This window comes from Ligilactobacillus animalis, from assembly GCF_009933595.1.
GTDB lineage: Bacteria > Bacillota > Bacilli > Lactobacillales > Lactobacillaceae > Ligilactobacillus > Ligilactobacillus animalis.
This window is the reverse complement of the sequence record NZ_CP047141.1, coordinates 69781-96317: the sequence shown is the minus strand read 5'-3', so window position 1 is coordinate 96317 and position 26537 is coordinate 69781. Positions and strand designations below refer to the sequence as shown.

The window sequence follows — 26537 nt, the reverse complement described above, 5'->3', positions numbered from 1 at the left end:
AGAAGTTTTAGTCTTTAGCTTCTGTTTCAGGTTCTTCTTTCTTAGCATCGTCTTTACGTTCTGCGATAACTAAGACTCCATCTTTCATATCTGCTTCTAAATGCTTAACATCAATGTTATCCAAGTAGAAGTCAGTTACTTTATCACGAATTTGTTGTTCGATGACACGACGCAATGGACGAGCACCCATAGCTTCATCGTAGCCTTGTTCGATCAAGAATTCCTTAGCTGGTTCAGAAACTTCTAAGTCTAAGCCCTTCTTAGCCAAGTTGTGGTTTACATCAGCTAACATTAAGTCAACGATGTGGTGCAAGTCTTCCTTGGTCAAGTGTGAGAATTCGATGACCGCGTTGAAACGGTTCAAGAATTCAGGTCTGAAGTATGGAGCTAACTTCTTCATGATCTCTTCGTCTTTATCTTCATCGCCTGTCAAAGCTTCGTTACCAAAGCCAGCGTTTGAAGTTGCGATGATCACTGTGTTCTTGAAGTTGACTGTGTTACCTTGACCATCTGTCAAACGACCATCATCAAGCACTTGTAATAACAAGGTGATAACTTGTGGATCAGCCTTTTCGATCTCATCTAACAAGACGATCGAATATGGTTGACGACGAACACGTTCAGTCAAAGTATTGCTGTTGTCATCATAACCAACATAACCGGCTGTTGTCCCGATCAACTTAGAAACAGCTGTCCGATCTGAGTATTCAGACATATCTAAGCGGATGATCGCATCTTTGTTACCAAACATGTCATAAGCTAATTGTTTAGCTAATTCAGTCTTACCAACACCTGTAGGCCCAACGAATAAGAAGGAACCAATTGGACGGTTGCCATCATCAAAGCCAGCACGGTTACGACGGATAGCGCGCGAAACAGCTTCGACTGCTTCGTCTTGACCGATAACTTTGCCCTTCAAACGGCTTTCGATATTGCGTAAGCGTTCGATGTCGCTTGCACCCATCTTAGATACAGGAATACCTGTCAAACGTTCTACGGATTGAGCTACATCGTCAACGGTTGCTGTAACTTTTTGTGCTTCTGAATTGCTGTTTAATTTTGCTTCTAATTCATCGATCTTAGCTTTAACATTCAAAGCTTCTTCGTAATCTTCTTTATCAGCAGCAGCTTGTTGTTCATCTTTAGCTTTCTTGATCTCAGCTTCGATCTGCTTAGCATCTGTAACTGTGTGTTGTGATGCTAAGTGAGCGGCCGTCATATCTACTAAGTCGATCGCCTTATCAGGTAATGTCCGTTGTGGGATATATTGTACTGATAAGTCAACGGCTGCCTTCAAAACATCGTCTGGTAAGACAACATTGTGGTGGTCTTCGTAAAGTTTACGGATACCTTCCAAGATCTTGAAGGTGTCTTCTGGTGTAGGTTCGTTAACGACAACTTCATTGAAACGCCGTGCTAAAGCAGCATTCTTCAAAATAGTGTTACGATATTCGTCTTGTGTCGTTGCACCGATAACTGAAATTTCACCACGCGACAATGCAGGTTTCAAAATATCAGCTAAACCTTTCGAGCCACTGTCACCACCGGTCGAACCAGCACCTAAAATTTGATGGATCTCATCAAAGAACAAGATGATGTTGCCAGCTTCTTTGACTTCGTTGACCAAGTTTTGGATGTTTTCTTCAAAGCTACCACGATATTGTGTCCCAGCTTCAAGTGAAGAGATATCAATACTTACGATCTCTTTATTCTTGATCGCAGCTGGTACATCGCCGTTCACGATGGCTTGGGCTAAGCCTTCAACAACAGCTGTCTTACCAACACCAGCATCCCCAACTAAAACAGGGTTGTTCTTTGTCCGACGAGCCAAGATCTCAGCTGCTTCTTGGATCTCTTTCTTACGTCCGATAACTGGATCTAACTTACCTTCACGTGCATCTTGGGTCAAATTGCGACCAAGCTTTTGCAAAACACTACCTTCTTGTTGGCCAGCTTGTTGTTGCATTGCAGCTTGTTGAGCTTGAGCAGCAGCTTGTTGTTGTGCTTGATTTGGCAAGCGACCTGTTTGACGATATTGTCTGAATTCTTCAGGTGTAACTTCATGACCATTGATCATGTAACGACTACTTTCTGAGCTTAAGCCGTTGTTGCCCCATAATTGATTAAAAATGTCGTCCATGTCTCCAAATGGATCTGTATATCTAGCCATAAATAATCCCTCGCTTTTTTACTTAAATAATTTTCTAAATTTATAACGCTTGTAATATACAACTTATAATTTTACATTGCAAACAAAAACACTCGCCTGCAGAAAAAAGCCCAAGTGACCAACCGGAGCTTTTTAGATCATAAATCGTAATACTACATTACTTCCAATTCATATAGTTTTCTTCGAGCTCTTGCAAAACTTGCCACATCGTTGCATGTTGTGCCCTAGCTAAGGCATCAAGATCACGCAAATTCAAGGAAGTTGCCCGAGTTTGTTGCTTGTTGAACGATTTATGAAGGGTCGTATAACCATACCCCGACCTCTTGGATACCTCATAAATGGTCAATTCCTTTTCACGTAGGTAACCTTTGATGTCGATCTCCATTGGTTCTCACCTCCACAAAAATAATTATACCACATTTGTGATACTTCACAAGTGTAAAATGCCACAAATGTGAAATATTTTTTTAAACTTTATTTTTTTAAGTAATAAGCTAAAAAATAACCCCTACACGTAGTAGGAGTTAGCAAAATTTATTTAAATCACAGGGCGTGGGCAGAATTTTGGCATCAATTCGTCAAAATTATATTCTTCCAACGCTTCCAAACCTTCTTTTGTAACATCAAAATATGCGGTCAAGCCTTGGGCGATCATCAAGTTGACTTCTTTTTCAGGATCAAATTGCACAACGATCACTGGCGTCTTGGTGGCATAAGCATAACCGATCTCAAAGGCTGTTCCTGAGTCTGGTTCGTTTTCTTTGGTCTCTTCTAATTTGTAGTCCACGATCGCTACGACTACATCGCTAGCATCGATTTGGTTAGTATCAAGGCCAAAAGTAGCTTTTTGCCACTCAAAGCTTCCAAATTCAGCTGCTTTATATTCATGTTCATGGGGAATAAAAATATTTTGAGCATCGATCGTTTTATTATTGCTCAATGCTTCTTTGACTTTAGCGATCCGTTCTTTTTGGGCTGGACTAAAAAATGGTGATGCAAGATATACAGATTTCATTTTGTGGCCTCCTAAAGTAAGTATATTTTCAGTATACGTGACCAAAATCAGTAAAAGCAAGTTATTACTGTTAAAACGATACGCGTCTCCATTCCTACAACATGTTGTGGTTAATTTTAAAAAAACACAAGATAAGCTTTATTTTTGATCGATTTCCGAGTATGATTGTAGAGGTACTTAAATAATTTAACACTAACCAGACATTATTAGGAAAGGATGCTTCAATCATTTTGATCACACTATCAGGAATCATCGGCTCTGGGAAGTCGAGTTTAACCGAAATTTTAGCGCAAGAATTAGGCACCAAAGCATATTATGAACCGGTCAAAGACAATCCCGTCTTACCTATCTTCTACAAAGGTAACGAGATCGCCGCTAAAAAGCGCGCTGCGGGCGATAAAGATGCCACTAACCCATATGCCTACCTCTTACAAACATTCTTCTTAAACCGCCGTTTTGCGATGATCAAGGCTGCTATGCAAGAAGACAACAATATCTTGGACCGCTCGATCTACGAAGATGAGATCTTCATGAAGATGAACACCGAAATGGGCAACGCAACCGAAGTCGAATACGATATCTACAAGAGCTTACTTTCAAACATGATGGAAGAACTTCCATTTGCTTCCCATAAGAAGTCACCCGATTTGATGATCACGATCAAAGTGTCCTATGATACGATGTTAAAACGGATCGAAAAACGCGGCCGTGATTACGAATTAGTCGAACGTGATCCTTCCTTAGTCGAATACTACCAACGTCTTTTACGTCATTACGCTGTTTGGATGGAAGAATACGATTCTTCGCCCCTTTTGATCATCGATGGCGACAAATACGATTTTGTTGGCAGTGTGGCTGATCGGATCGCCGTCTTAGAACAAGTTGAAGAAAAGCTTTACGAACTAAACAAGATCAGTAAAGAACAACTTGATGAACTAAAGAAACAACATCTTGAATTATTAAATGAAGTTGGGTAATAATAGAGCTGAGAGCACTTTCTTAGCTCTATTTTTTTATGGAAAAAGGTTTTGTTATATGGAAAAAACTGAACGTAAAGATCTCAGAAAAACACTTTGGGTCGGTCTTACCTGCTTAATAGCATTTAACATTGCTATTTTAGAAGCGCTTGTCATCTTAAATCCAGAAAATCCCGATGAAACTGGCATCCCGTACTTTTTTGACGTTGCTGCTGAATTGTTCATTATTTTTGCCGCTACAAATAAAAGGACCCAACGCCACCTGTTTGATGTTTATCGCAAACCAACTGCGCAAGAATTTTTTCAATGGGTCTGCTTTTTAGGGCTGACACAGATCATTTTCAGCTACAACAGTGCCTTGATCGAGATGCTCTTAAACTTCTTTCATCTGAGTGCTCAAAGCCAAGAAGAAAGTGCCACTGGAGCTACTGAAACGCTCTCGATGTTTATCTATGGGTCATTTCTAGCCCCGTTTGGAGAAGAGATCTTATTTCGTGGTTTTCTCCTGCAAAACTTCAAACGCTATGGCACCCGTTTTGCAATTATTTTTTCAGCCTTTTTATTTGGCATCTACCATGGCAATATCGTCCAGACACCTTTCGCCTTCATTTTAGGCATCCTTTTAGGGTATGTCGCTGTTGTATACGGTTTGAAATATGCGATCTACGTCCACATCTTCAATAATATGATCTTAGCTGACGTGATGGACTGCTTTTTGGGACTTTTCCCGGAAAATATAGCTACAGTCATAAACATCATCATTATGGGCGGACTGGCGCTATTAGGGCTCTATTACCTCTGGCGTAAGTTTAAAATGCGCCAACACAAACTACTCGCCCCAGTCGATCTCACCGTCATAAAAGCCGCTATTTTCAACTTACCCTTCTGCCTTTTGCTCGCTATCTGTCTGTGGGAAATGATCAGTGGATTGACCCCACTCAAGTAAGGGATATCGCTTGCAGATTTTTAAGCCAAGGGAGTATCATTAAATAAAGAGATAAAGGTAAGGTGATGCATGATGGCACTTAATTATAAGCGTGTATTAGTAGCGATCGATGGTTCTAAGGGTTCTGATATAGCGTTAGAAACTGCGATCGATGTAACTAAAAGAAATGAGGCTCATTTAGATATTTTACGTGTCTTGGATCTCAATTCACTCGAATACGGTGGCGCCGGGATCGCTTTAGATGGGGAACAGATATATCGGATCGAACAAGAAAACGAAGCATATTTGCTCAAATTACGTGAAGAACTCATTGAAAAGCATGGTTTTAAGACCGATCAGATCAATGTCCACATTCGTTTTGGTAATCCCAAGATCGTGATCACCGAAGATTTCCAACCCGAATACAACATTGACATGATCATCGTTGGTTCGACCGGTAAGAGTTTCTTACACCGCATCGTAACTGGTTCTGTTGCTTCGCATGTGACTCGAACAGCTAAATGTGATGTGTTAGTGGCTCGCTCCACTGAGGAAAATTTGAAATAATGATCTAAGGCCTTGAAACGACTCAAGGTCTTATTTTTTGCACACAAAAGAGGCAGGCATATTTCAATTACTTGAAATAGCCTGCCTCTTTTAGGCTGAGTAAGTCTCAGCTAACGGATCAACGCTTATTCTTCTTCACGTTTCTTCTTGCTCTTCAAAGCACCTAAACCTGCAAGTCCTGCCAAGCCAGCTAAAGCTGCTCCAAGGGCTTTAGCCTTTTGATCGTCTGAATCACCCGTTTGTGGTAACTCAGTCTTAGCTGCACTTGGTGGTGTTTGCTTGTTAGTTGTTGAGGTCGTAGCTGGTGCCTCCGGTTTTTGACTTGGAGTACCTGGCGTTTGTCCACCAGCAGTTGCTTTGGCTTTGACAGTGATCGTTGTTTCAACGATGTCAACAGAGCCATCTGGATACGTTACTTTGACTAACGCTTTGAACGTACCAACTTTAGAAGTATCTGGCGTTTCGACCCATTCGACTTTAGTACCAGCTGGGAGATCGCCTAAGTTTGCGATCGCATCTTTAGCATCTGGCACTTGCCCTTGAACGACCTCGATCTGTTTAGTGATTGGTTCGTTCTTATCGGCATCAGTCTTGTTATCTGTGACCGTGATCTTCACTGTGATCTCATCAGTTGAGCCATCTGGGTAGGTCACGATGATCGTGCCTTCCTTATCACCTGGTGTCGTTGTATCAACTGGGGTCTTCCATTCGAATTTTGTACCTGGTGGAAGTTCTGGTACATTACCGATACCATCTTCGGCTGCTGGAGTGCCTCCTACTGGTGTTGTGATATCTTTACCAGTTGGTTCGTACTTGTCCGCATCCGTTGGATTTTCTGTTACTGTGACTTTCACGGTCACTTCTTCACTAGAACCATCTGGATACGTTACTACGATCGTGCCTTCCTTATCGCCCGGCGTTGTTGTATCGACTGGGGTCTTCCATTCAAACTTCGTGCCTGGTGGAAGTTCTGGTACATTACCGATACCATCTTCGGCTGCTGGAGTGCCTCCTACTAGTGTTGTGATATCTTTACCAGTTGGTTCGTACTTGTCCGCATCTGTTGGGTTTTCTGTTACTGTGACTTTCACGGTCACTTCTTCACTAGAACCATCTGGATACGTTACTACGATCGTGCCTTCCTTATCACCTGGTGTCGTTGTATCGACTGGAGTCTTCCATTCGAATTTTGTACCTGGTGGAAGTTCTGGTACATTACCGATACCGTCTTCGGCTGCTGGGGTACTACCTACTGGCGTTGTGATGTCTTTACCAGTTAGGTCATACTTATCAGCATCCGTTGCTGCAACTTTGTATTGAGCTACGAAAGTTCCACCTGTAGTAAAGGTATCTGGCAAGACTGGATCCCAACCATCTTGAACGTAACCTTCTGCTGGTTCGATCGTTGGAACGGTGACTTCACTTGCTGGCGTGCCTTCACGAACATCAAAGATGTAGCTTGCACCATCAGCAAATTTACCGTTTGCACCAGCATCAAAGGTCACTCTGACATAACCCGCTGGCGTTGGAGCATCCGGATCATTTGTCCGATCGATGATCTTGTCTAGCACAGTTACCTTAACTGTACCGTTATCGGTCGAACCATCTGGATAGGTCACTGTTACAGGGATATCAAAGACACCTGGCGTATTGCCATCTGGTAGCTTGCTTGGATCATCTACCGTTACTTTTGGTTGTTCGCCATCCGTTGGGAAATCAGGAACGATAACCGCCCCGATCACATCAGCTTCAGTCGTTGCTTCACCCGCTGGTTTTTCGATCGAATTGTAGATTGGGTCATACTTGTCAGCATCACTTGCTGCCGTCCGGTATTGAGCCACAAAAGTCCCACCTGTGGTAAAGGTTTCTGGTAAGACTGGACTCCAAGCCTCAGCACCGTCTTTTTGAACGAACCCTTCGTTAGCAATGACTGTTGGGATCTGAACTTCACCGATGCTTGTACCTTCTTTGACATCAAAGATGTAGCTTGCGCCGTCAGCAAATTTACCATCAGTGCCTGCATCAAAGGTTACTCTGACATAACCTTCTGGGGTCGGCGCATTTGGATCATTTGTCCGATCGATGACCTTATCCATTACGATAACTTTGACCGTTGTGGTTGAGGTCGTGCCATCTGGCAAGGTCACCGTTACAGGGATATCAAATTCACCAGCTTCGGTACCATTTGGCAATTTAGATGGATCGTCCACGGTGATCGTTGGCTGTGGCGTTTGATCTGTTGGGTAACCTGTGATCACGGCACCGATCACTTCATCAGCTGTCGTTGGATCACCAAAGGCCTTGTTGATGGTACCACCTTCAACAACATATTGAACATTGTCTTTGATCTTGTATTGGGCCACATAATTAGCTGCATCTGTAACAGTCTCGGCTAATTCTGGACTCCAGCCAGTATGCAAGTGATCAGCTTCTGGCGTTACAGTCGGCACTGGCCCTTCTGTCATTGCCGTTCCAACTTTAACATCAAACATCGTCTTAGCATCAGCGACAAAAGTCCCGTTTGCACCTTGATCAAAGGTCACACGAACATAGCCTTCTGGGGTCGATTGGGTCGGATCAGTGATCGGGATCACGTTACCTACTACGACTTTGACGCTTGTCTTGTCGGTTGTGCCATCTGGATACGTTACCGTTACTGGAACATCATAGACACCAGCTGTATTGCCATCTGGGAGGCTAGCCGGATCGTCTACTGTGATCGTTGCTCCGGCTGGAGTTGCGATCGGCTCAGTCTTACCGGCTTCAGTGAAGGTCACTTTACCGATCACTTCATCAGCCGTGGTTGGACTGCCAAGTTCCTTATCCAATTGTCCACCAGTTACATCATAATCATCAGCGATCGGCGCCTTGATCGTTACTTTAACAGTCACTTCATCAGTTGAACCATCCGGATAGGTCACAACTACCGGGATATCAAAGTCACCAGGAGTTTGTCCATCTGGCAAGGTCGTACCTTCTTTGATTGCCATTGTTGGTTGTTCATTTAGCGTATCTGGATAGTTGGTCGTTACCTTGCCCAAGATCTCTTCTGGTGTTGGCGTTTGGCCAAAGTCTTTGGTCAATTCGCCACCAGTTGCTTCAAAGGTCGTAGCTGCATCATTTGCTACATTAACAGTGACATAAACAAAGTCCTTAGAACCATCTGGATAGGTCACTTGAACTGGTGTGACATAGGTACCTTTACCTGTCAAAGCAGTACCTTTAACCGTAACTGCACCGGTAGCTTCATCGATCGTAACATCTGCCGGATCGAGCACCTTGGCATTGGCTGGCACAGTAGCTTTAATGTCAGCTGGGATATCCGCATCAGCTGCTGGTGTAAATTTCGTACCCGTTGGCGCTGTTGTAGCTTGACCTGTCGCATCAGTAAACGTTGGTGTCACTGGTGCCGTATCTTGACCGATCGTACCAGCTACTTCTTTATATACTGGAACATAAGAATCGGCCACAGGTACGCTTGCGATAAAGGAATCTAAGGCTAAAGCATTGTCTAAGCTCTTAGTATTTTCACCTTGTTCAAAGATCGCGACCGTAAAGTCGGTATCACCTTTGATATCATCAGGTACCGTAAAGATATCTGGCTTGTAGGTCCCATCTGTACTAGAAGTGATCGTTTGAGCTGAACCATAAGCAACACCATCTTTGAACCATTGGACTTGATATTCACGAGATGGGAATAAACCACCTACGACTGACTCAACTTTGTCACCTGCAAATCCATGATCATCTCCGGTATTATAATCTAAAATGTCGATCATTGGTTGTGGAGTCAATAAAGCAAAGTTGACCGAACCGTAGTTTTGCGTCGTCCCCACTGAGGTCAAGTAACTACTTGCATCTTGGAACATGTTATTCGTAAAGGCATCATTCCAAATGTTGTAGTTATCGATCAATGGCATAACATATATATACTTCGCATTGATGTGACGCAATGGCCCGAGAGCAGTTCCGTTCCACAACGTAATATTGCTATTATTGACATCGGCATCAGAAACCAAGGTATGCCACTTATCTTCACCAACTGCAAGACCTTTTGTCGTTGCACTAGCACCATACAGACCTCTAAATGGAATATAGTATCTACCATTAGCGTCAGCAGTTCCGACAACAGATTCGGCAATATGCGAACCTACCCCATGTTCTTCTTGGTATTTGGCAATGATCTCAGCTTGCGCAGCTTTCATATCATCAAGTGAGTAGCCTTTGTAGGAAGTAGCCCAGTTATCGATCAAAATGGTCACTTCATCATTCAAGTATGAGGCAACAACTTTAGTCCCAGTTGCTTTGACGTCATTACTGTCATTGATCCATTGGTTAGCTAAAGTACCAGCTGCATCACCACTTTCATACCAGACCCAACCGGTAACTGCCCCAGATAAACCACGATCCGGCCAACTACCATCAGCATTTGGTGGAGTTTCCCACTGATCTTCTGGTTTAACGAGCCAATCTTCTAAGCCCATCTTTTCTTGGAAGATGACCATTGAGTTAACGATCCGGTTGATCCCAGCGGTGAAGTCCCAGGATTCATTCTTACGGTTAGTCCGGGTATGGAACCCATAGATCTTATCTCCAGCTTGGATGATACTGTATTTTTTAGGATCTGGATTTTGGACCCATGTTCTGATCGAAAATTTTGCATCACCTGCAAGTACGAACTTAGCTTTTTCTAGCCCATTTGGATCAGAAAGATCGATCGCAAAGGTCCCATCAGCATTAGTCGTGGTGTAATAGATCTTAGATACATAACCATTACCATTTACCCACTGCAAATAAACCTTAACGCCCGCCATTGGGGTCGAATCTTTCCCCATACCATCCAAACCATCACGGCTCGTATCCAGCCAAGCTTTACCAGAATAGGTTTGTTTAGCAGTTGGGTCACCAGGGCTATAGATCGCATTTTTTTCTAACTCTTCTTGCAGTGTATCAGAAACACTTGGACCATCAGCTTGTGCGCTTGGTTGTGCCTCTTCACCAGTCGTGGTTGCTGCACGGAATATTGGTGCTTCCTCAGCTGCTGGTTGTGCCTCAGTTTCTGGTTGCACTTCAGGTTGTGGCGTCTCAGCTGTGGTCGTTTCACTTGGTTGTGTTTCTGTTTCAGCCGGCGCTTCTGTTGTTTGGGTCGTATCGGTCACTTCTGGTGTTGTTTCAGGAGTATCCGCTACTTCTGGTGTTTCAGGTACAATTGTGCTATCATTAGTTATAGTAGTGTCTTCTGAAGTTGGCGCTTCAGTCGTCTCATTACTATCTGTCATTGGAGTTTCAGCTTGAGATGTTTCATTGGTAGTGGCATCCTCAACTGGAGCTCCATTTTCATTATTTGCCTCTCCGGTAGCTGCTAAGGTATCACCTGGATCTTCGGCCGCTGTTTCGACCATTTCAGTTCCAGGCTCAGTGTTTGTCTGATCGGCCAAAACGCTATTAGTTCGATGAACTGCAAATGTCGTCCCGATCAAAACAGAAGCTACCCCAACACTAAACTTTTTGATCGTAAATCGTTGATGTTTTGGTTCCATCTTTTGAGATTGTTGCTTCTTAATTGTTTTTTGAGAGCATATCAAAACCTCCATCTCTATTTGACCATTTACAAGAATATTAAATCCTTGCAAACATTTACATTCCGTAACACAATATTAACTTTTTATATAAAAAACTCAAATTATATTACTCGTATATTTAAAATCTTAAACTTTAAAACTCTTTAAAATCAAGGTTTTATCACAGAAGCCAAATAATAACATTACGTTTTTTATAATTTTAAAATTAGATAACAATAAAAAATATTGAATAATAAGTTCTTTCACACTTTAAAAAGTTAAATTTACTAATATTAACAATAAATAAAGTAATTTGCCCCTAATAAAACAATATGTTATAATCTCGTCGTTAGTGTTATTTACAGTAGCTGCTTTAGCTACGTCTTCGATTGGTTGTGCTTGGGTTTGCGCATTTTCCACAGAAGTTCTTGAACACTATCCTCTACGGCAGTCAGATCGACGAGTATTTGCGGTACTCAGTCTATTCTTGACTGCTTTTTTTGTACACAAAAAGGCCTCCACCCAATTTTGATTTGGGTGGAGGCCTCAAACTATTCATTTAGATAAATAATTACCTAATTAGTTTTTGCGTTTCTTCTTGTCAGCTACGGCACCTAGACCAAAGAGTCCGGCTAAAGCTGTCATGAGTACACCGGCAACTGAAGCAGCTTGGGTATCTGCATCACCTGTTTGTGGTAACTCTTGTTGTTGCTTGTTTTTAGCTGGTTTAGAAACATTCGTTGGTTTTGGTTGAGCTACGGTTTCTTCCTTAGCTCCGGCAACATCTTGTTTATCGCCGTTTGAAGCCTTAGCTTTAACTACAACTTCAACTTCAACGATATCAAATGATCCGTCTGGGTAAGTTACCTTGACTAAACCATTGACTGTCCCTGGGTTCGCAGTATTTGGTGCTACGATCCATTCGACCGTTGTGCCTTCTGGAAGTTCATCTAAGTTAGTGATCGTATCTTTAGCATCTGGCACTTGACCTTCAACGACCTCAATTGGTTTAGTTGTTGGTTCGTACTTGTCTGCATCTTTGCGATCATCAACTACATTGACAACGGCCTTGATCTCTTCACGTGAGCCATCTGGGTAGATCACTACGATCGTACCTTCTTTTTCACCTGGTGTTGTTGTATCGATCGGTTCTTTCCATGTAAAGTCTGTGCCTTTTGGTAGATCATCTACATTTGCGATACCGTCCTTAGCTTCTGGCGTCTTGCCCAACTCTACATCGACTGGCTTGCCTTGTGGTTCATTCTTTTCTGCGTCTGCGCGACCATCTGTTACCACGATCTTAACTGGTACTTCATCCTTAGATCCATCTGGGTAGGTCACTACTACCGTCGCATCTTTTGTACCTTCTGTCGTTGTATCGACTGGATTTTTGAATGCCGTTGTTGTCCCTGCTGGTAGATCACCCAAATTGCCGATCGAATCATTTGGATTTGGTGTTTCGTTTAATTCAACCTTTTGTTCTTTAGCTTCTGGGGTGTACTTATCAGCATCAGTTGGATTTTCCGTTACAGCAACTTTAACTGTCACTTCTTCACTTGAACCATCTGGATATGTTACTACGACTGTACCTTCTTTTTCGCCAGCTGTTGTTGTATCCACTGGGGTCTTCCATTCGTACTTCGTACCTTCTGGCAATTTATCCACATTAGCGATACCAGACTTAGCTTCTGGCTTGCCGCCTACTGGTGTTGTGATGTCTTGACCTTCTAGTGTGTTCTTATCTGCGTCAGATTCTTTTACGGTTACTTTCACTGTAACTTCATCTGTTGATCCATCTGGATATGTTACCGTTACTGGTACATCATATTCACCTGGTGTCTTACCATCTGGCAACTTGCTTGGATCAGCTACCGTTACTTTTGGTTGTTCCCCCTCTGTTGGGTAGTCTGGCACTGTTACCTTAGAAGTTACATCGTCTGCTGTTGTTGGTTCACCATATGGTTTTTCAACTGGTTCTACTTGTGGTTCGTACTTATCTGCGTCAGTAGCAGCTTTTTCGTATTGTGCTACATATGTGCCAGCTGCTGTGAATGTATCTGTTGGCAAGGCTGGGCTCCAGGCATCTGCACCTGATTTTTGTACGAAACCTTCATTTGCTGTAACTGCTGGTACTGTTACTTCACTTACTGGTGTGCCTTCACGTACATCAAAGACGGTCTTAGCACCTTCTCCAAACTTACCATTTTCACCTGCTTCAAAGGTTACACGCACATAACCTTCTGGCGTTGGTTGGCTTGGGTCATCTGTACGATCGATAACTTTACCTAAAACTGTTACCTTAACTACACCTTCATCTGTAGTTCCGTCTGGATATGTTACCGTCGCTGGTACTTCATAATCACCTGGTTCATCGCCATTTGGTAATGTTGTTCCTTCTTTTGGTTTGATCGTTGTTCCTTCTGGAGCTTTTGTATCATTACCATCTTTATCCTTGAAGGTAACTGCACCTGCAATGTCATCTTCTGTTGTTGCTTCACCAGCTGGTTTGGTGATCGTACCAAATTCTGCTGCATAAGCTACAGTATCTTTTTCTTTGTATTGAGCGGTAAATGTTCCAGCAGCTGTGATCGTTTCTGGAACTTCTGGGCTCCATGCTGTAAAGATATAGTCTTCTGCTGGAGTCACTTCTGGAGCAACTTTTGCTAATTCTGAGCCAGCCGTGCCTTCCTTAACGTCAAAGACTGTCTTAGCATCGGCAGCAAATTCACCGTGATCGCCCTTTTCAAAGGTTACGCGTACATAACCTGCTGGTGTTGGCTTGCTTGGATCATCAACTGGGATCACATTACCAACAACAACTGTTACAGTCGTTTCATCTGTTGTGCCATCTGAATATGTTACCGTTACTGGCACTTCGTAAACGCCTGGTGTATTACCATCTGGCAGAGTTCTACCTTCTTTAGGCACAACCGTTGTACCTTCTGGCGCTGTTGCATCGTTACCTTCACTGTCTTTGAAAGTTACCGCATTCTTGATGTCATCTTCTGTTGTAGGTTGACCAAGTTCTTTATCGATCTGACTACCATTTGCCTCAAAGAGTTCAGTTGCTGATTTAGCTACATTGACCGTTACATAAGTGTAGTCTTTTGAGCCATCTGGGTAAGTCACTTGAACTGGTGTGACATATGTGCCTTTACCTGTCAAAGCAGAACGCTTAACTGTAACTGCACCTGTCTTTTCATCAACTGTTACATCAGCTGGATCGAGCACTTTAGCATCGGCTGGTACAGTAGCTTTGATATCAGCTGGAATATCAGCATCCTTAGCTGTTGCAAAAGTTGTGCCTTCTGGCGCCGTTGTATCTTTACCTGCTGCATCAGTAAATGTTGGTGTTACAGGTTCAGTGTCTTTACCGATCGTACCTTCAACTTCTTTGTAAGCTGGTTCATATGAGTCAGCTACTGGCACGTTAGCGATAAAGGAATCTAAAGCTTGTGCATTATCTAAACTCTTGGTATTTTCACCTTGCTCAAAAATCGCAACAGTAAAGTTTGTTTGACCTGTGATATCATCTGGTACATTAAAGTCAGCCACTGTAGCTTCACCATTTACGGTTGATGTGATCGTTGTAGGATCGCCAATAGCCTTACCATCACGGAACCATTGGATCTGATATTCACAATTAGGCAGTAACCCACCAACTACTGTCGTTGCTACATCACCCTTGAATGCGATCTTATCTGTTGTATCTTAGTTAGTTACATCGATCATTGGTTGTGGTGCCAACAAAGCAAAGTTGACCGAATTAATGTTGTAAGAAGACGTAACATTTGTTAAGAAATTAGCTGGATCTTGGAACATATTTGTTGCAAAGGCATTCGTCCAAACGTTGTAATTATCAATCAATGGTGCAATATACATATAATCCTGATTGATATGACGTACGATTTGGCCTGCAGTACCGTTCCATTGCATCAAATTATTGTTCCGAACATCTTCATCACTAACTAAAGTATGCCATTGATCTTCTGAGATTTTACCCCCCTTGTCTGTTGCAGTCTTACCGTACAATCCTCTAAATGGCATGTAGTAGTAACCATTAGAATCCACAGTCGCAACTACTGTTTCAGCAATATGTGAACCTTTACCATGTTCTGCTTCATAAGCAGTAATGATTTCAGCTTGGGCAGCCTTCATATCTTCAACTGAATAACCCTTATGTTCCTTTTTACAGTTATCCAACAAGATCGTTACATCACCATTCAAATAGGATCCAACTACTCTAGTCCCCGTAGCTTTGACATCATTACTGTCATTGATCCATTGGTTAGCCAATGTTCCAGCCGCATCACCGTTATCGAACCACACATAACCACTAGCTTTACCAAAAGCACCACGATCTGGCCAGATACCATCTACATTAGGCGATTTTTCCCATTCAGCTTCTGGTTTGACCAACCAATCTTCTAATAACATCTTTTCTTGTAAGATAACTTGCGAGTTAACGATCTTATTAACACCCACTGTAAAGTCCCAAGATTCGTTCTTACGGTTCAAGCGTGTATGGAACCCATAGACTTGATCGCCTTGTTTAATGACACTATATTTATCTGGGTCTGGATTCTTGATCCATGTTCTGACCGCAAAACCTCCATCACCGGCAATCACAAATTTGTGCTCAGTACCATCACTGCTCACTTCTGGTTTAGATAGATCAATTGCAAAAGTCCCATCAGCATTAGTCGTCGTATAGTAAACTTTAGATACGTATCCCTTACCGTTTACCCATTGCAAATAAACATTTACTCCAGCGATCGGTTTGTCATTGTTTGCGTTAAAGCCATCAATAACTGAACCTTTTTCCTTGACCCATGCCTTACCAGAATAAGTTTGTTTAGCGGTTGGATCCCCAGGACTATAGATCGCATTTTTTCCAACTCATTTTGGAGTTGATCTGATACATCTTGATCAGCTGGATTCGTAGCTGTCTCATCAGCAGCCGGTGTTGCATCAGCTGTTGTTGTAGCTACACGTCTGAAGCCAGAAGTTACGGGAGCTTCTTCTGTAGCTGTGTTAGTCTCATTTACAGGAGTTGCTTCTTCCTTGGCTACTTCTTCTGCTTGTGTGTTTTGATCATTTGTTGCTTGTACTTGGGGTTTGCGCACTTTGATCAGTTGCTTCTTCTACGGTAGGAGTTGCTTCTGAAACATCAGTATTTGCGGTACCTGCTTCAGTATCTGCTGTACCAGTTGCAGTTAAAGCTACCTCTTTGTCATCAGTTTGGTCAGCAGCTTTGTCTTCCACCACTTCAGCTGTTGCTTCTTGAGTAGCTGTTTCATCAGCTGAAACACTACCTGCGCCTGAATAAAGCGCAAATGTCGTCCCAACTAAGACTGAAGCCACACCAACTGTGAATTTTTTGATCGCAAAGCGTTGTTGCTTTGGCTCCATCTTTTGGGCTTGTAATTTTTTATTGTTTTTTGAAAGCATTCCACCAAAACCTCCATTTTGTTTGAACTTTCCTTAAATAAACAAGATAAATTAATTATCTTATCACTATAATATTAATTTTTACTTAATAATAAAACAACTATTAATTTTTGTTTAAGTCTCGTTTTATACCAATTTCGAGCTTTTATACAGTAAGTTTTCGCAACATAAATTTATTTAAATTTAATAAAATTAAACAACAAAAAGCTACACGTAATTTATATATAATATAATTTTGTAACTTTTCAGTTTAAGCACTATATGTAATAGGTGTATACTTCTATATAATATAATTCAACCAGCTAAACGAAGGGGGCTAGATCATGTTCAAATTTTTTTCATTTTTCAGTCAAAAACAGCAGATCCGAAATAGTTTTTTCGCACTTCTTTATGGATTTCTTTCGGCGATCGCAATCAATCTGTTTCTCAATAACGCTCAATCCTATTCCGTCGGAGTGACCGGGATCGCGCAGTTACTCCAAGCTGTTCTGGCAACGTTTGGGATCGACCTTTCAATGAGTATCTTGCTGATCTTCTTTAATGTGCCCCTCTTTCTCTTTGCTTGGCGTGCATTTGGGATCAAATATATCGTGTACTCACTACTGGCTGTGGGGTCAAATATCGTCTTTTTACGTCTCATCCCGGAAGCCGTGATCGTTAAGGACCAATTGACTAATACTTTGGTTGGCTCAGCGTTGGTCGGTTTGGGGATCGGACTTTGCTTTAATAGCGGCTTTTCGACTGGTGGAACGGATATTATCGTCAATTACATCCAACTGCACTACCATAAGAAAGTCGGTTTCCTAAACAATCTCTTAAATAGTGGAACATTGATCATTACCGCTCTCTTCTTTGACTTAGGGCGAACTGTTTACAGCCTCTTAGGTATGTTGATCACCAGCTATTTGATGGATTCCGTTTTCGTCTTGCAAAAAGATGTCAACATTTTGGTCTTCACCAAAAATTCCGCCCCGATCGCAGATGCACTAAAGAAATTCGTTCACGGTGCAACTTTAGTTAAGGGAACTGGGATCTACACGGGCGAAAATACTGACATCATCATCATTGTTGCCCAAAAAGGCCAGCTCAACTATTTAAAACAGCTCGTTCAAGCGATCGATCCTAACGCATTTCTCAGCACACAAGCAACCGATGCTGAACTGGGAAATTATCGGCGTGTTTTTGAAAACTGAAAACATAAAAAAAGTAGTATGGCACTTTTATCCATACTACTTTTTGTTAGTTTAATTTTTTCGTTTTTTAGCTGTTGCCGACATGAACAATGATGCACATGCCATTGCCGCTAGTAAAGCACCTAAACCCTTGAGCCCTATAGTTTCATCACCTAAGTTCGGTAATTCAGTGCCTGCAGCTGCATTGTTTTTTGTTGCTTTATCTGCTGAGCTATTTGCCATATTAGGCACCTTAGCACCTGAGCCGTTATTCTTCATCTTAGATGGAGAATTTTGACCTGGCCCAATCTCTGGCTTCATCCCCAGATCACTCTGATCCGTATCATCAGAATCTGAGTCAGCGCCTGCTTCAGGAGTACCTGATGGCGTTTCACCATTCTCTGGTGTGTCCGGTGTTGTTTCACCTGCATCTGGAGTATCTGGGGTTACTTCACCATCCCCCGGTGTGTCCGGTGTTGTCTCTCCTGCATCTGGGATATCTGGTGTTGCTTCACCATTGCCTGGCACATCCGGTGTTGTTTCACCCGCATTTGGGGCGTCTGGTGTTGTTTCGCCGTTACCTGGTACATCTGGGGTTACTTCGCCATTGCCTGGTGCATCTGGCGTTGTCTCTCCTGCATCTGGGGCGTCTGGTGTTATTTCGCCGTTACCTGGTACATCTGGGGTTACTTCGCCATTGCCTGGGGCGTCTGGCGTTGTCTCTCCTGCATCACCGTCACGTTCATAGGTCACAGTCACTTCAATATTAGCCATGTCTGATGTAACATCAAGACGATCTACTGTCTGCGAAGGTTTATACCCTGCAATATCTGGTAATACCATTTCAGGAAACTCACTATTCTCCGTCGCCGGTAACCAGTTACCGTATGATGTTTTACCTGATATTTGGTTTGTCACCTTATCACGAACAAAAGTTACTGTTTGGATCTCTTCATGCTTTGAGCCATTTGGCAAAATGATCGTCACTTTACGCTTTACTTCTTTTGTTTCAGTATCATTAGCATGCGCAACATAAGTGATCTCACTTTCTAGATCTGCTGAATCGACTGTCACTTTTTGACCTGCGATCACCGATCTAAAGGTCGCATAACCTTCACGTTGTGGGATCTCAAAATCTTCAAACATCAATTCTGTCTGTTCCCAATCACCGTGACCCACAACTTTACCATTAGCATCTAAGTAAACATCACGAGTAAATGTTACTTTTTGCGTATATTGTTGCTTTCCACGGGGCAATACACCATCGATCACTTGAATATTAAAGATGCGAAAAACATCTTTTTCTTCCTTACTTTGTTGATAATAATCAACGACCACTGTGGTACTTTCAGAATCAGCTGTCACTTCTAAAGCTTCAATATGCTTGACCGAAGCAACATAACCACTAAATCCGGGAACTTGATAAGCTTCAAACATTGCTTGTGGGATATCCCAAGCACCATACGTCATTTCACCCGTCGCCAAGTTTTTATAGACCTCACGTTTGAAAGTCACACTTTGGATATGCTCACGTGTCATTCCATTTGGCAGATTTAAAATGATCTTACGGTCAACAACTTTTTCTTCGATTTCAGTTGTAACGATCGATTTATAATTCACATTAGCCGTGGTATCTTGCATTTCAGGATCTACTGCCATTGCAGAAATGATTTTTTCTTCTGGTTCATAGCCGTATACTTCAGGCACTTCATATTCTGCGAAATGTTTTTGGTCCTCATTCCAAGCACCATATGTGATCTCACCCGTTGCTAAATTCACGATATTTGTGCGTGTAAACACTACTCGTTGTGTAATCTCGTCGACCTTTTTACCATCACGATAAATGTTGATCACTCGTTTGACAGTCCGTGTTTCTTGAACTTCTTTTGTAGCTGCAGTATAGTTGATCGTTACTTCAGTATCTTTAGTGTTAGGGTCAACTTTCACAGCCTCCAATTGTGGGATGTTTGCGACATAATTTTCAAAACTTGGTGCAACAAAAGCTTCCCAGCTATCATTATCAGTGCTCCAGTCACTAAATGTTTCCTCGCCGGTCGCTAAGTTCTTAGTTACCTCACGTTTGAAAAGTACGCTCTGCGTGATCTCATCTACTTTTTTACCATCTTTAACAAGTGAGATAACACGCTTAGCTGTATAATACTCAGTTCTAGTTGTAGTTTTAGCGTTGTAGTAAATATCTACGGTCCAGTTGCCAGCTGTTTCTGGCGTTACCTTCATTGCTTCGACCACTGATTGGCTTGGTTCGTAGTTTTCCACTTGCTCCACTTGATATTCTGGCAATGTGCCTTCTTCTATGTCCCAAGCACCGTATTCTTTTTCACCCGTTGCCAAGTTCGTCTTTATTTCGCGCTTGAACATCACTTGTTGTGTTACTTCTTTTACCGTGCCATCCGGGAGGTGCAACAAGATCTGGCGCAACGCTACTCTTTCTTCTACTTCGGTTGCTGTCTTAGCGTTGTAGTAAATATCTACAGTCCAGTTGCCAGCTGTTTCTGGCGTTACCACCATTGCTTCGGCTACTGATTGACTTGGTTCATAGTTTTCTACTTGATCTACTTGATATTCTGGCAATGTGCCTTCTTCTATATCCCAAGCACCGTATTCTTTTTCACCTGTGGCCAAGTTCGTCTTCACTTCGCGCTTGAATGTCACTTGTTGTGTTACTTCTTTTACCGTACCATCCGGGAGATGCAACAAGATCTGGCGCAACGCTACTTTTTCTTCTACTTCGGTTGCTGTCTTAGCGTTGTAGTAGATGTCTACGGTCAAAGTTTCTGTTTCTGGCGTTACCACCACTGCCTCGACCACTGACTGGCTTGGTTCATAATTTTCCACTTGGTCTACTTTGTACTCGGGCAAAGTATTTTTGTCCATATCCCAAGCACCGTATTCTTTTTCACCCGTGGCCAAGTTTGTCTTCACTTCGCGTTTGAATGTCACTTGTTGTGTTACTTCTTTTACTGTACCATCTGGAAAATGCATTAAGATCCGACGCAACACGATCTTTTGTTCTACTTCTGTTGCGATCTTAGCGTTGTAGTAAATATCTACGGTCCAGTTGCCAGCTGTTTCTGGCGTTACCACCACTGCCTCGACCACTGATTGGCTTGGTTCATAGTTTTCTACTTGGTCTACTTTGTACTCGGGCAAAGTATTTTTGTCCATATCCCAAGCACCGTATTCTTTTTCACCCGTGGCCAAATTTGTCTTCACTTCGCGTTTGAACGTCACCTGTTGCGTCACTTTTTTGAACGTACCATCTGGGAAGTGCAATTGGATCGTGCGTACTACCGTTTTTTGTTCGATACTTGTAGCAACTTTGGCTGTATAGTACATGTTCACTTCAAGGTCTTCAGTTGTAGCTGAAACTGCTGTCCGTGGAACATAGCGATTACTTGGTGAGTCATAATTTTCAAACTCAGGTCCTCTGTAGTCATCAAGCATCTTGGAAGGTTCATCCCATTCACCATAAGTGATCTCACCAGTCGCTAAGTTTTTAATATTTGTTCGCTTGAAAGTCACACTTTGCACATGTTGATCGACTTTTTGACCGTCTTTATAGATATTGATCACACGTTTAACAACTTTTTCTTCGGTCAAATTCTCACGTTTAGCTGTATAATCGATCCGCGCTGTTTCATTAGCTGTATCTGGCGTAACTGTTTTGTTATTGACTTTGATCGTGTCTGTCTCATAATTATCATAGACTGGTGCATCAAAGGCGATCCAAAGGCCTTCAGCTTGATTCCAAGCTCCATACGTAACTTCACCAGTTGCCAAGTTAGTCGTCTTTGTTCGCTTAAATTCTACTTTTTGGGTAAAGACATCGACCTTGACCCCCTTCATGATAGATCTCGATCAAACGTTCCACTGTTTTAAATTCATCTTCAACTTTTTGAGCAGATGTATAGTTAATGTCGACTACGCTGTCAGGACTCTCAGGATCAACAGTCAATGCTTCTACCCTATCTTGGCTTGCAGTATAATTTTCCAATTGTTCGATATCTACTGCTGCAAAAGTATGCTCGGCTTGATTCCAAGTACCAGTTTGAATGATCTGTCCTGTCTGTTTATCAACGATGTTCGTTCGGGTAAAGGTGAACTCTTGTGGGATCTCCTTGAAAACGACCCCATCTTTAGCTAAACGAATCACACGTTTAACAGTCTTTTGTTCCGTTTGTTCTTCAGTCGTTGCTGTATAGTTGACATTAATTACTTGATCAGCCGAATCTCCAGTTACTGTAGTATTTTCGATCTTAGTTTGATCAGCCGTATAACCTGTGATCTCTGGTACATCCACCGCATCGAAATAATTCTCGATACGATGTGTTGTCGTATCACGCCACTGTGTACTTGCGATCAATTCATTCGTTCCAAGATTCCAAATGTTATAGCGATAAAAGTCTGCACTTTGAGTAATGGAATCGATCAGCTTTCCATCTTGAAAGAAATTGATCGTTCGCTTAACATTCTTGCATTCACGGATCTTGTGTTCATTTATGCTCTTATCTTCAGTTGGTTCAACATTTTCTACATTAGCTTCCGTCGTATTGTTGAGCTCGTCGGCTGAAATACTACCTGCCCCTAAAAAGCTAAGCCCCAACAAGATCGAAGCTACACCAATATTTAACTTACGCAGACCATAACGCGCTTGTTTGTTTGCCTGCTTTTCAACCATTAATTTCGTGTTCTTTCTTGATAACAAATCTACTCCTCCTAATTTCTAACGTTTCTTCTTAATTAACCTTATATTTTTTAGGTAAATAATTATCTGTAAATTAAAATATCACATTAGAAAACCAACGAGAAATAGCTTACATATCAATAAAAACAAAATTTAAGTACATTTAACATAATTCAATATATTTAAACTTCTCTGAATAAATTACTAATGAAAATGATAATCAATTGTCAATTTTACATTAGTGTCGATAACGACATATAATATAAATGTCGTTATCGACACTAATTGGAGGGGACAAAATGACACAACACAATGATTTAACACGTAAATTTAAAACTTTGGATGATTTTCTAGGTACACATTTCATCTATACTTACGATAATGGTTGGGAATACGAATGGTATGCTAAAAACGATCACACTGTTGATTATCGGATCCATGGTGGCATGGTCGCTGGACGTTGGGTCAAAGATCAACCAGCACATATCAACATGTTGACTGAAGGGATCTACAAAGTTGCTTGGACTGAACCGACTGGCACTGATGTTGCACTTGATTTTGTTCCAAATGAACTTAAATTAAATGGGACTATTTTCTTCCCTAATTGGGTCGAAGAACACCCTGAGATCACAGTTTGTTTCCAAAATGAACACATTGACCTGATGGAAGAGGCACGTGAAAAGTACGCTACTTATCCTAAATTGGTCGTACCTGAATTTGCCACGATCACTTACATGGCCAAAGCTGGTCAAGACAACGATGAAGTCATCGCTAAAGCTCCCTACGCTGGCATGACTGACGACATTCGTGAGGGTAAATTTTACGACGAAAACTATCTCCAACTTTAAAATAACCTATCCATAGTGGTAAAATTAAATGATCATGGATAGAAATGAGCTGGTACTATGCCACAAAAACGGATCTTACCTTATATCATCTTGGGGTTGCTCCAAGAACGACCACTGACTGGTAAAGAGATCACGGCACAATTCCAAAACGAGATCGGAGAATTTTGGAAAGCCTCTCACAGTCAGATCTATCCCGAGTTGATGCGCATGCAACACGACAATTGGCTTAAAATCACTGAAAATGATTCTGACGGGCGCAAAAAGCACTATCAGATCACAGTTACTGGCGAGCAGGTCCTGAGCAATTGGATCAAGGAACCCGTGACCGAACTTCCTTTAAATCGCGATCTCTTTTCACTTAAACTCTTTTTTGTGACCAAAAGTGATTCTAAAGTTATAGAGAAATTATTTAACGACCAGATAGCCCTGATCAGTGCTCAATTATAACATCTCAAGGCACGCAAAAAGTTGTTATTTGCGGACAAAGCCCCAATCGAACAACATTTTGGCCACTATCTGATCTTAAATCGCGCGATTGCCCGCCAAGAAGGCCAATTGAACTGGCTGAAGGAAACTTTAGCTCAACTTAGTTAGATAGAATTTTTCCACATGTGGATAACACAAAAACACGACCGAATTCTTAAATTTTGGTCGTGTTTTTGTATCTAAATTTATCATTGCTATAGTGCTACAAATCCCGCTATAAAGCCAAAGATTTTTCAACGATCTCACCGGAGTTAGCTGCGTTTCTCAAATATGTTGCTACTAATATTCCAACTAGCGTATTTACTCAAAAAATCGCCGATAATATCGTTATCCTAAAAAATAGCGCTCTAAAGGGAGGAAAGTACATGTTTTATGAGATCGAATTCAATGCCAAACTTGCTGAAGCTGCCAAAAAAGCTCGCGCCAAAGGAATCGCAGAAGGACGGACTGAGGGGCGCGCTGAAGGCTACACAAAAGAAGAGACCCTTACAGCAGTTACGCATTTGACCTCTTCCACTGTGGAGGAAGCTGAAGCTCTCTATGATAAGTTATTTGCAAAATAAACTTCTACAGCAAGTCTGAGCTATACAAATGCTTCTGACAATACCATAATAAGAGGGACCACCACGATGCACATCATGATGGCCCTCTTATTATTTATTTGTGGTATGGGCTACCATTATTGATCATAAACCCACGGTAGATCTGTTCGGTCAAGACCAAGCGCATCAACTGATGGGGTAAAGTGAAACGTCCAAACGAGATCTTAGTTTGAGCCCGCTTTAAAACAGCTGGACTTAGGCCAAGTGAGCCTCCGATCACAAAGGTCACATCACTATGCCCATAAGTTCCGAGCTTTTCTATTTCAGCCGCAAATTCCTCGGATGTTCGTTCTTTACCTTCGATCGCTAATGCATAAACATACTCTTTATCCTTAATTTTATGCAAAATACGTTCGCCTTCTTTTTGTTTCACCGCTTCCATTTCTGCTGGGCTTAACTTTTCAGGCGCTTTTTCATCGGGAACTTCGATAATTTCAAATTTACAAAACTTACTTAAGCGTTTAGAATACTCAGCAATACCTTGTTTTAAGTATTTTTCTTTGAGTTTTCCCACACAAATGACCTTAATATTCACGAAAATAATTCCTTTCTCATATACTTATCCACAAAGTTATCCACATATCCACAGAGTTAACCACAAGATATTGGGGAGCACTTTTGTTCTGTCCCAATATTTATGGGGACAACCTTACTAAATATCTTCTTGTATTATTATACACAATATCCAAAAAGGACGGTACTAAGTTTTCACTTAGTGGCCGTCCTCATAATTAACATTTTAATTTAACTTTATTCGTTGGAGTTCGATGATGTCGTCGTATTGGAATCATCTGCTTCCAATGTCAATTTTACATTAGCAGTTTGTTGCTTACCTTCATGATAATAACCGATCTCAACGGTGTCACCGATCTTATGTTCATATAATGCTTGACGCAAGGTCGCTAAGTCAGTAACTTTCTTACCACCGATCGAGGTGATCACATCATATTTAGCAATACCACTATCCTTCAATGGTGAACTAGAATCTACCTTCATAACGACTACACCGCTAGTAACATCTGCCGGTAACTTGAGCGTATCTGTTCGAGCACTTTGGGAGATATAGTCCAGATCAACTAGCGAGATCCCTAATGCTGGGCGCTTAACTTTCCCATTTTCAACTAATTGATTGATGATCGAAACCACTTCATTACTTGGGATCGCAAAGCCCATCCCTTCAACTGAAGTCGATTCACTTGAACCAGTACTTGAAAGTTTCATCGAGTTGATCCCGATAACTTGACCTTGTAAGTTGACTAAAGCTCCACCAGAGTTACCTGGGTTGATAGCCGCATCAGTTTGGATAACAGTTGCCTGACCGGTGGTGATGCCACTGCTGTTAGTTACGTTGATCGTCCGACTCTTAGCCGAAATGATACCTTGAGTCAAAGAGGTGGCATATTCTGAGCCAAGAGGTGAACCGATCGCCAACGCTGTTTCACCAACTTTGATATTATCCGAGTTGCCAAAACTTGCAACTTGTTTGACATCTTTAGCGTTGATCTTGAGCACGGCTAAATCTGTCACCGAGTCATGTCCCACTACTGTAGCTGATAATTTCTTGCCACTATTCAACAAGACTTCGACTTTGTTAGCTCCGGAGATCACATGGTTATTTGTGACGATATAAGCGGTATTACCGCTCTTTTTATAAATGACACCTGAGCCTTCGCTAGTGGAGGTTTGACTGGTCGAGTTACCCGAATTTTTCCCAAAGAGATCTTCTAAAGATGAACTGGATTGTTGTTCTGAATAGGCTTCGACCGAAACGACTGCATCTTTGACTGTATCAAAAGCTTTAGTCGTTTGCGTGCTGACGTTGACCTTAACATTGCTGGTCGCGGTCGTTCCTTGGGAATTACTTGCCAGTTGTGTACTGTTATTTTGATACAAAGTATAGCCACCAACAGCTACACCACCACCAAGTACACCAGCACACAAACCGATCAAAAATACTTTACCTAGCCCTTGTTGCTTTGAGCCTGGCTGTTTTGTCGGCCCATTATTTGAGCCAACTTCATTAAACTCACCATCAAATTGTTCATTCTTGCTCATACA

At 41.9% G+C, this 26537-nt stretch carries 17 protein-coding genes and 1 pseudogene; 8 read left to right on the top strand and 10 right to left on the bottom strand.

Going from position 1 to position 26537, the window contains the following annotated elements; all coding sequences use genetic code 11:
* Positions 1–7: 7 nt before the first annotated feature.
* The 3 genes from GSR62_RS00400 to GSR62_RS00390 all read right to left on the bottom strand — a co-directional run bounded on the left by GSR62_RS00400 (position 8) and on the right by GSR62_RS00390 (position 3185).
* Positions 8–2170: an ATP-dependent Clp protease ATP-binding subunit gene (locus GSR62_RS00400; protein ID WP_010690186.1), complete on the bottom strand. Its 2163-nt coding sequence runs from the start codon at positions 2168–2170 to the stop codon at positions 8–10.
* 157 nt (positions 2171–2327) lie between these two features.
* The gene (locus GSR62_RS00395; RefSeq protein ID WP_004051003.1) at positions 2328–2555 is read right to left on the bottom strand and encodes a hypothetical protein; all 228 of its coding nucleotides are present in this window, start codon (positions 2553–2555) and stop codon (positions 2328–2330) included.
* Positions 2556–2708: 153 nt separating this feature from the next.
* Positions 2709–3185 carry a nucleoside 2-deoxyribosyltransferase gene (locus GSR62_RS00390; protein WP_066023710.1) on the bottom strand — a complete coding sequence of 159 codons (477 nt, stop codon included), beginning with the start codon at positions 3183–3185 and terminating at the stop codon, positions 2709–2711.
* A gap of 230 nt (positions 3186–3415) precedes the next feature.
* On the opposite strand from GSR62_RS00390, the gene GSR62_RS00385 reads away from it, so the two are divergent.
* The 3 genes from GSR62_RS00385 to GSR62_RS00375 all read left to right on the top strand — a co-directional run bounded on the left by GSR62_RS00385 (position 3416) and on the right by GSR62_RS00375 (position 5654).
* Entirely contained in the window at positions 3416–4162 is a 747-nt protein-coding gene (locus GSR62_RS00385) for a deoxynucleoside kinase (protein ID WP_010690184.1), read from the top strand.
* A gap of 58 nt (positions 4163–4220) precedes the next feature.
* Positions 4221–5108, top strand: a complete 888-nt coding sequence (locus GSR62_RS00380) for a CPBP family intramembrane glutamic endopeptidase (protein WP_066023711.1) — start codon at positions 4221–4223, stop codon at positions 5106–5108.
* A gap of 72 nt (positions 5109–5180) precedes the next feature.
* Entirely contained in the window at positions 5181–5654 is a 474-nt protein-coding gene (locus tag GSR62_RS00375; protein WP_035446723.1) for a universal stress protein, read from the top strand.
* A gap of 125 nt (positions 5655–5779) precedes the next feature.
* Here the strand turns inward: GSR62_RS00375 and GSR62_RS09485 are convergent, their stop codons facing one another.
* The 3 genes and pseudogenes from GSR62_RS09485 to GSR62_RS09670 form a co-directional block, all read right to left on the bottom strand.
* Complete coding sequence (locus GSR62_RS09485) at positions 5780–11194, bottom strand: Rib/alpha-like domain-containing protein (protein WP_238333333.1); 5415 nt, start codon at positions 11192–11194, stop codon at positions 5780–5782.
* 600 nt (positions 11195–11794) lie between these two features.
* Positions 11795–12199: a Rib/alpha-like domain-containing protein gene (locus GSR62_RS09675; RefSeq protein WP_430413514.1), complete on the bottom strand. Its 405-nt coding sequence runs from the start codon at positions 12197–12199 to the stop codon at positions 11795–11797.
* 69 nt (positions 12200–12268) lie between these two features.
* A pseudogene (locus GSR62_RS09670) lies at positions 12269–16666 on the bottom strand (Rib/alpha-like domain-containing protein); the annotation flags it as partial.
* Between the two features lie 323 nt (positions 16667–16989).
* Here GSR62_RS09670 and GSR62_RS00330 point away from each other — a divergent pair.
* Positions 16990–17859 carry a YitT family protein gene (locus GSR62_RS00330; RefSeq protein WP_010690171.1) on the top strand — a complete coding sequence of 290 codons (870 nt, stop codon included), beginning with the start codon at positions 16990–16992 and terminating at the stop codon, positions 17857–17859.
* Between the two features lie 51 nt (positions 17860–17910).
* On the opposite strand, the gene GSR62_RS00325 is transcribed toward GSR62_RS00330, so the two are convergent.
* Both GSR62_RS00325 and GSR62_RS00320 read right to left on the bottom strand, forming a co-directional pair.
* Positions 17911–21705, bottom strand: coding sequence for a mucin-binding protein (locus GSR62_RS00325; protein WP_066023716.1), 3795 nt, complete (start codon positions 21703–21705; stop codon positions 17911–17913).
* Positions 21659–22564 carry a mucin-binding protein gene (locus GSR62_RS00320; RefSeq protein WP_136344546.1) on the bottom strand — a complete coding sequence of 302 codons (906 nt, stop codon included), beginning with the start codon at positions 22562–22564 and terminating at the stop codon, positions 21659–21661. Before GSR62_RS00320 ends, GSR62_RS00325 begins: the two co-directional genes overlap by 47 nt.
* Positions 22565–22842: 278 nt before the next feature.
* On the opposite strand from GSR62_RS00320, the gene GSR62_RS00315 reads away from it, so the two are divergent.
* The 4 genes from GSR62_RS00315 to GSR62_RS00305 all read left to right on the top strand — a co-directional run bounded on the left by GSR62_RS00315 (position 22843) and on the right by GSR62_RS00305 (position 24440).
* Positions 22843–23391, top strand: coding sequence for a phenolic acid decarboxylase (locus GSR62_RS00315; protein WP_066023718.1), 549 nt, complete (start codon positions 22843–22845; stop codon positions 23389–23391).
* Between the two features lie 57 nt (positions 23392–23448).
* Entirely contained in the window at positions 23449–23838 is a 390-nt protein-coding gene (locus GSR62_RS00310) for a PadR family transcriptional regulator (RefSeq protein ID WP_316074082.1), read from the top strand.
* 21 nt (positions 23839–23859) lie between these two features.
* Entirely contained in the window at positions 23860–23985 is a 126-nt protein-coding gene (locus GSR62_RS09640; protein WP_306739044.1) for a hypothetical protein, read from the top strand.
* A gap of 257 nt (positions 23986–24242) precedes the next feature.
* On the top strand, positions 24243–24440 hold the full coding sequence (locus tag GSR62_RS00305; protein WP_010690160.1) for a hypothetical protein: 198 nt from the start codon (positions 24243–24245) through the stop codon (positions 24438–24440).
* A gap of 94 nt (positions 24441–24534) precedes the next feature.
* Here the strand turns inward: GSR62_RS00305 and rlmH are convergent, their stop codons facing one another.
* Positions 24535–25014, bottom strand: a complete 480-nt coding sequence (gene rlmH, locus GSR62_RS00300; protein ID WP_010690158.1) for a 23S rRNA (pseudouridine(1915)-N(3))-methyltransferase RlmH — start codon at positions 25012–25014, stop codon at positions 24535–24537.
* A gap of 215 nt (positions 25015–25229) precedes the next feature.
* Positions 25230–26534 (bottom strand): S1C family serine protease, encoded by a 1305-nt coding sequence (locus GSR62_RS00295; RefSeq protein WP_010690157.1) that lies wholly within the window; start codon positions 26532–26534, stop codon positions 25230–25232.
* Positions 26535–26537: the final 3 nt, after the last annotated feature.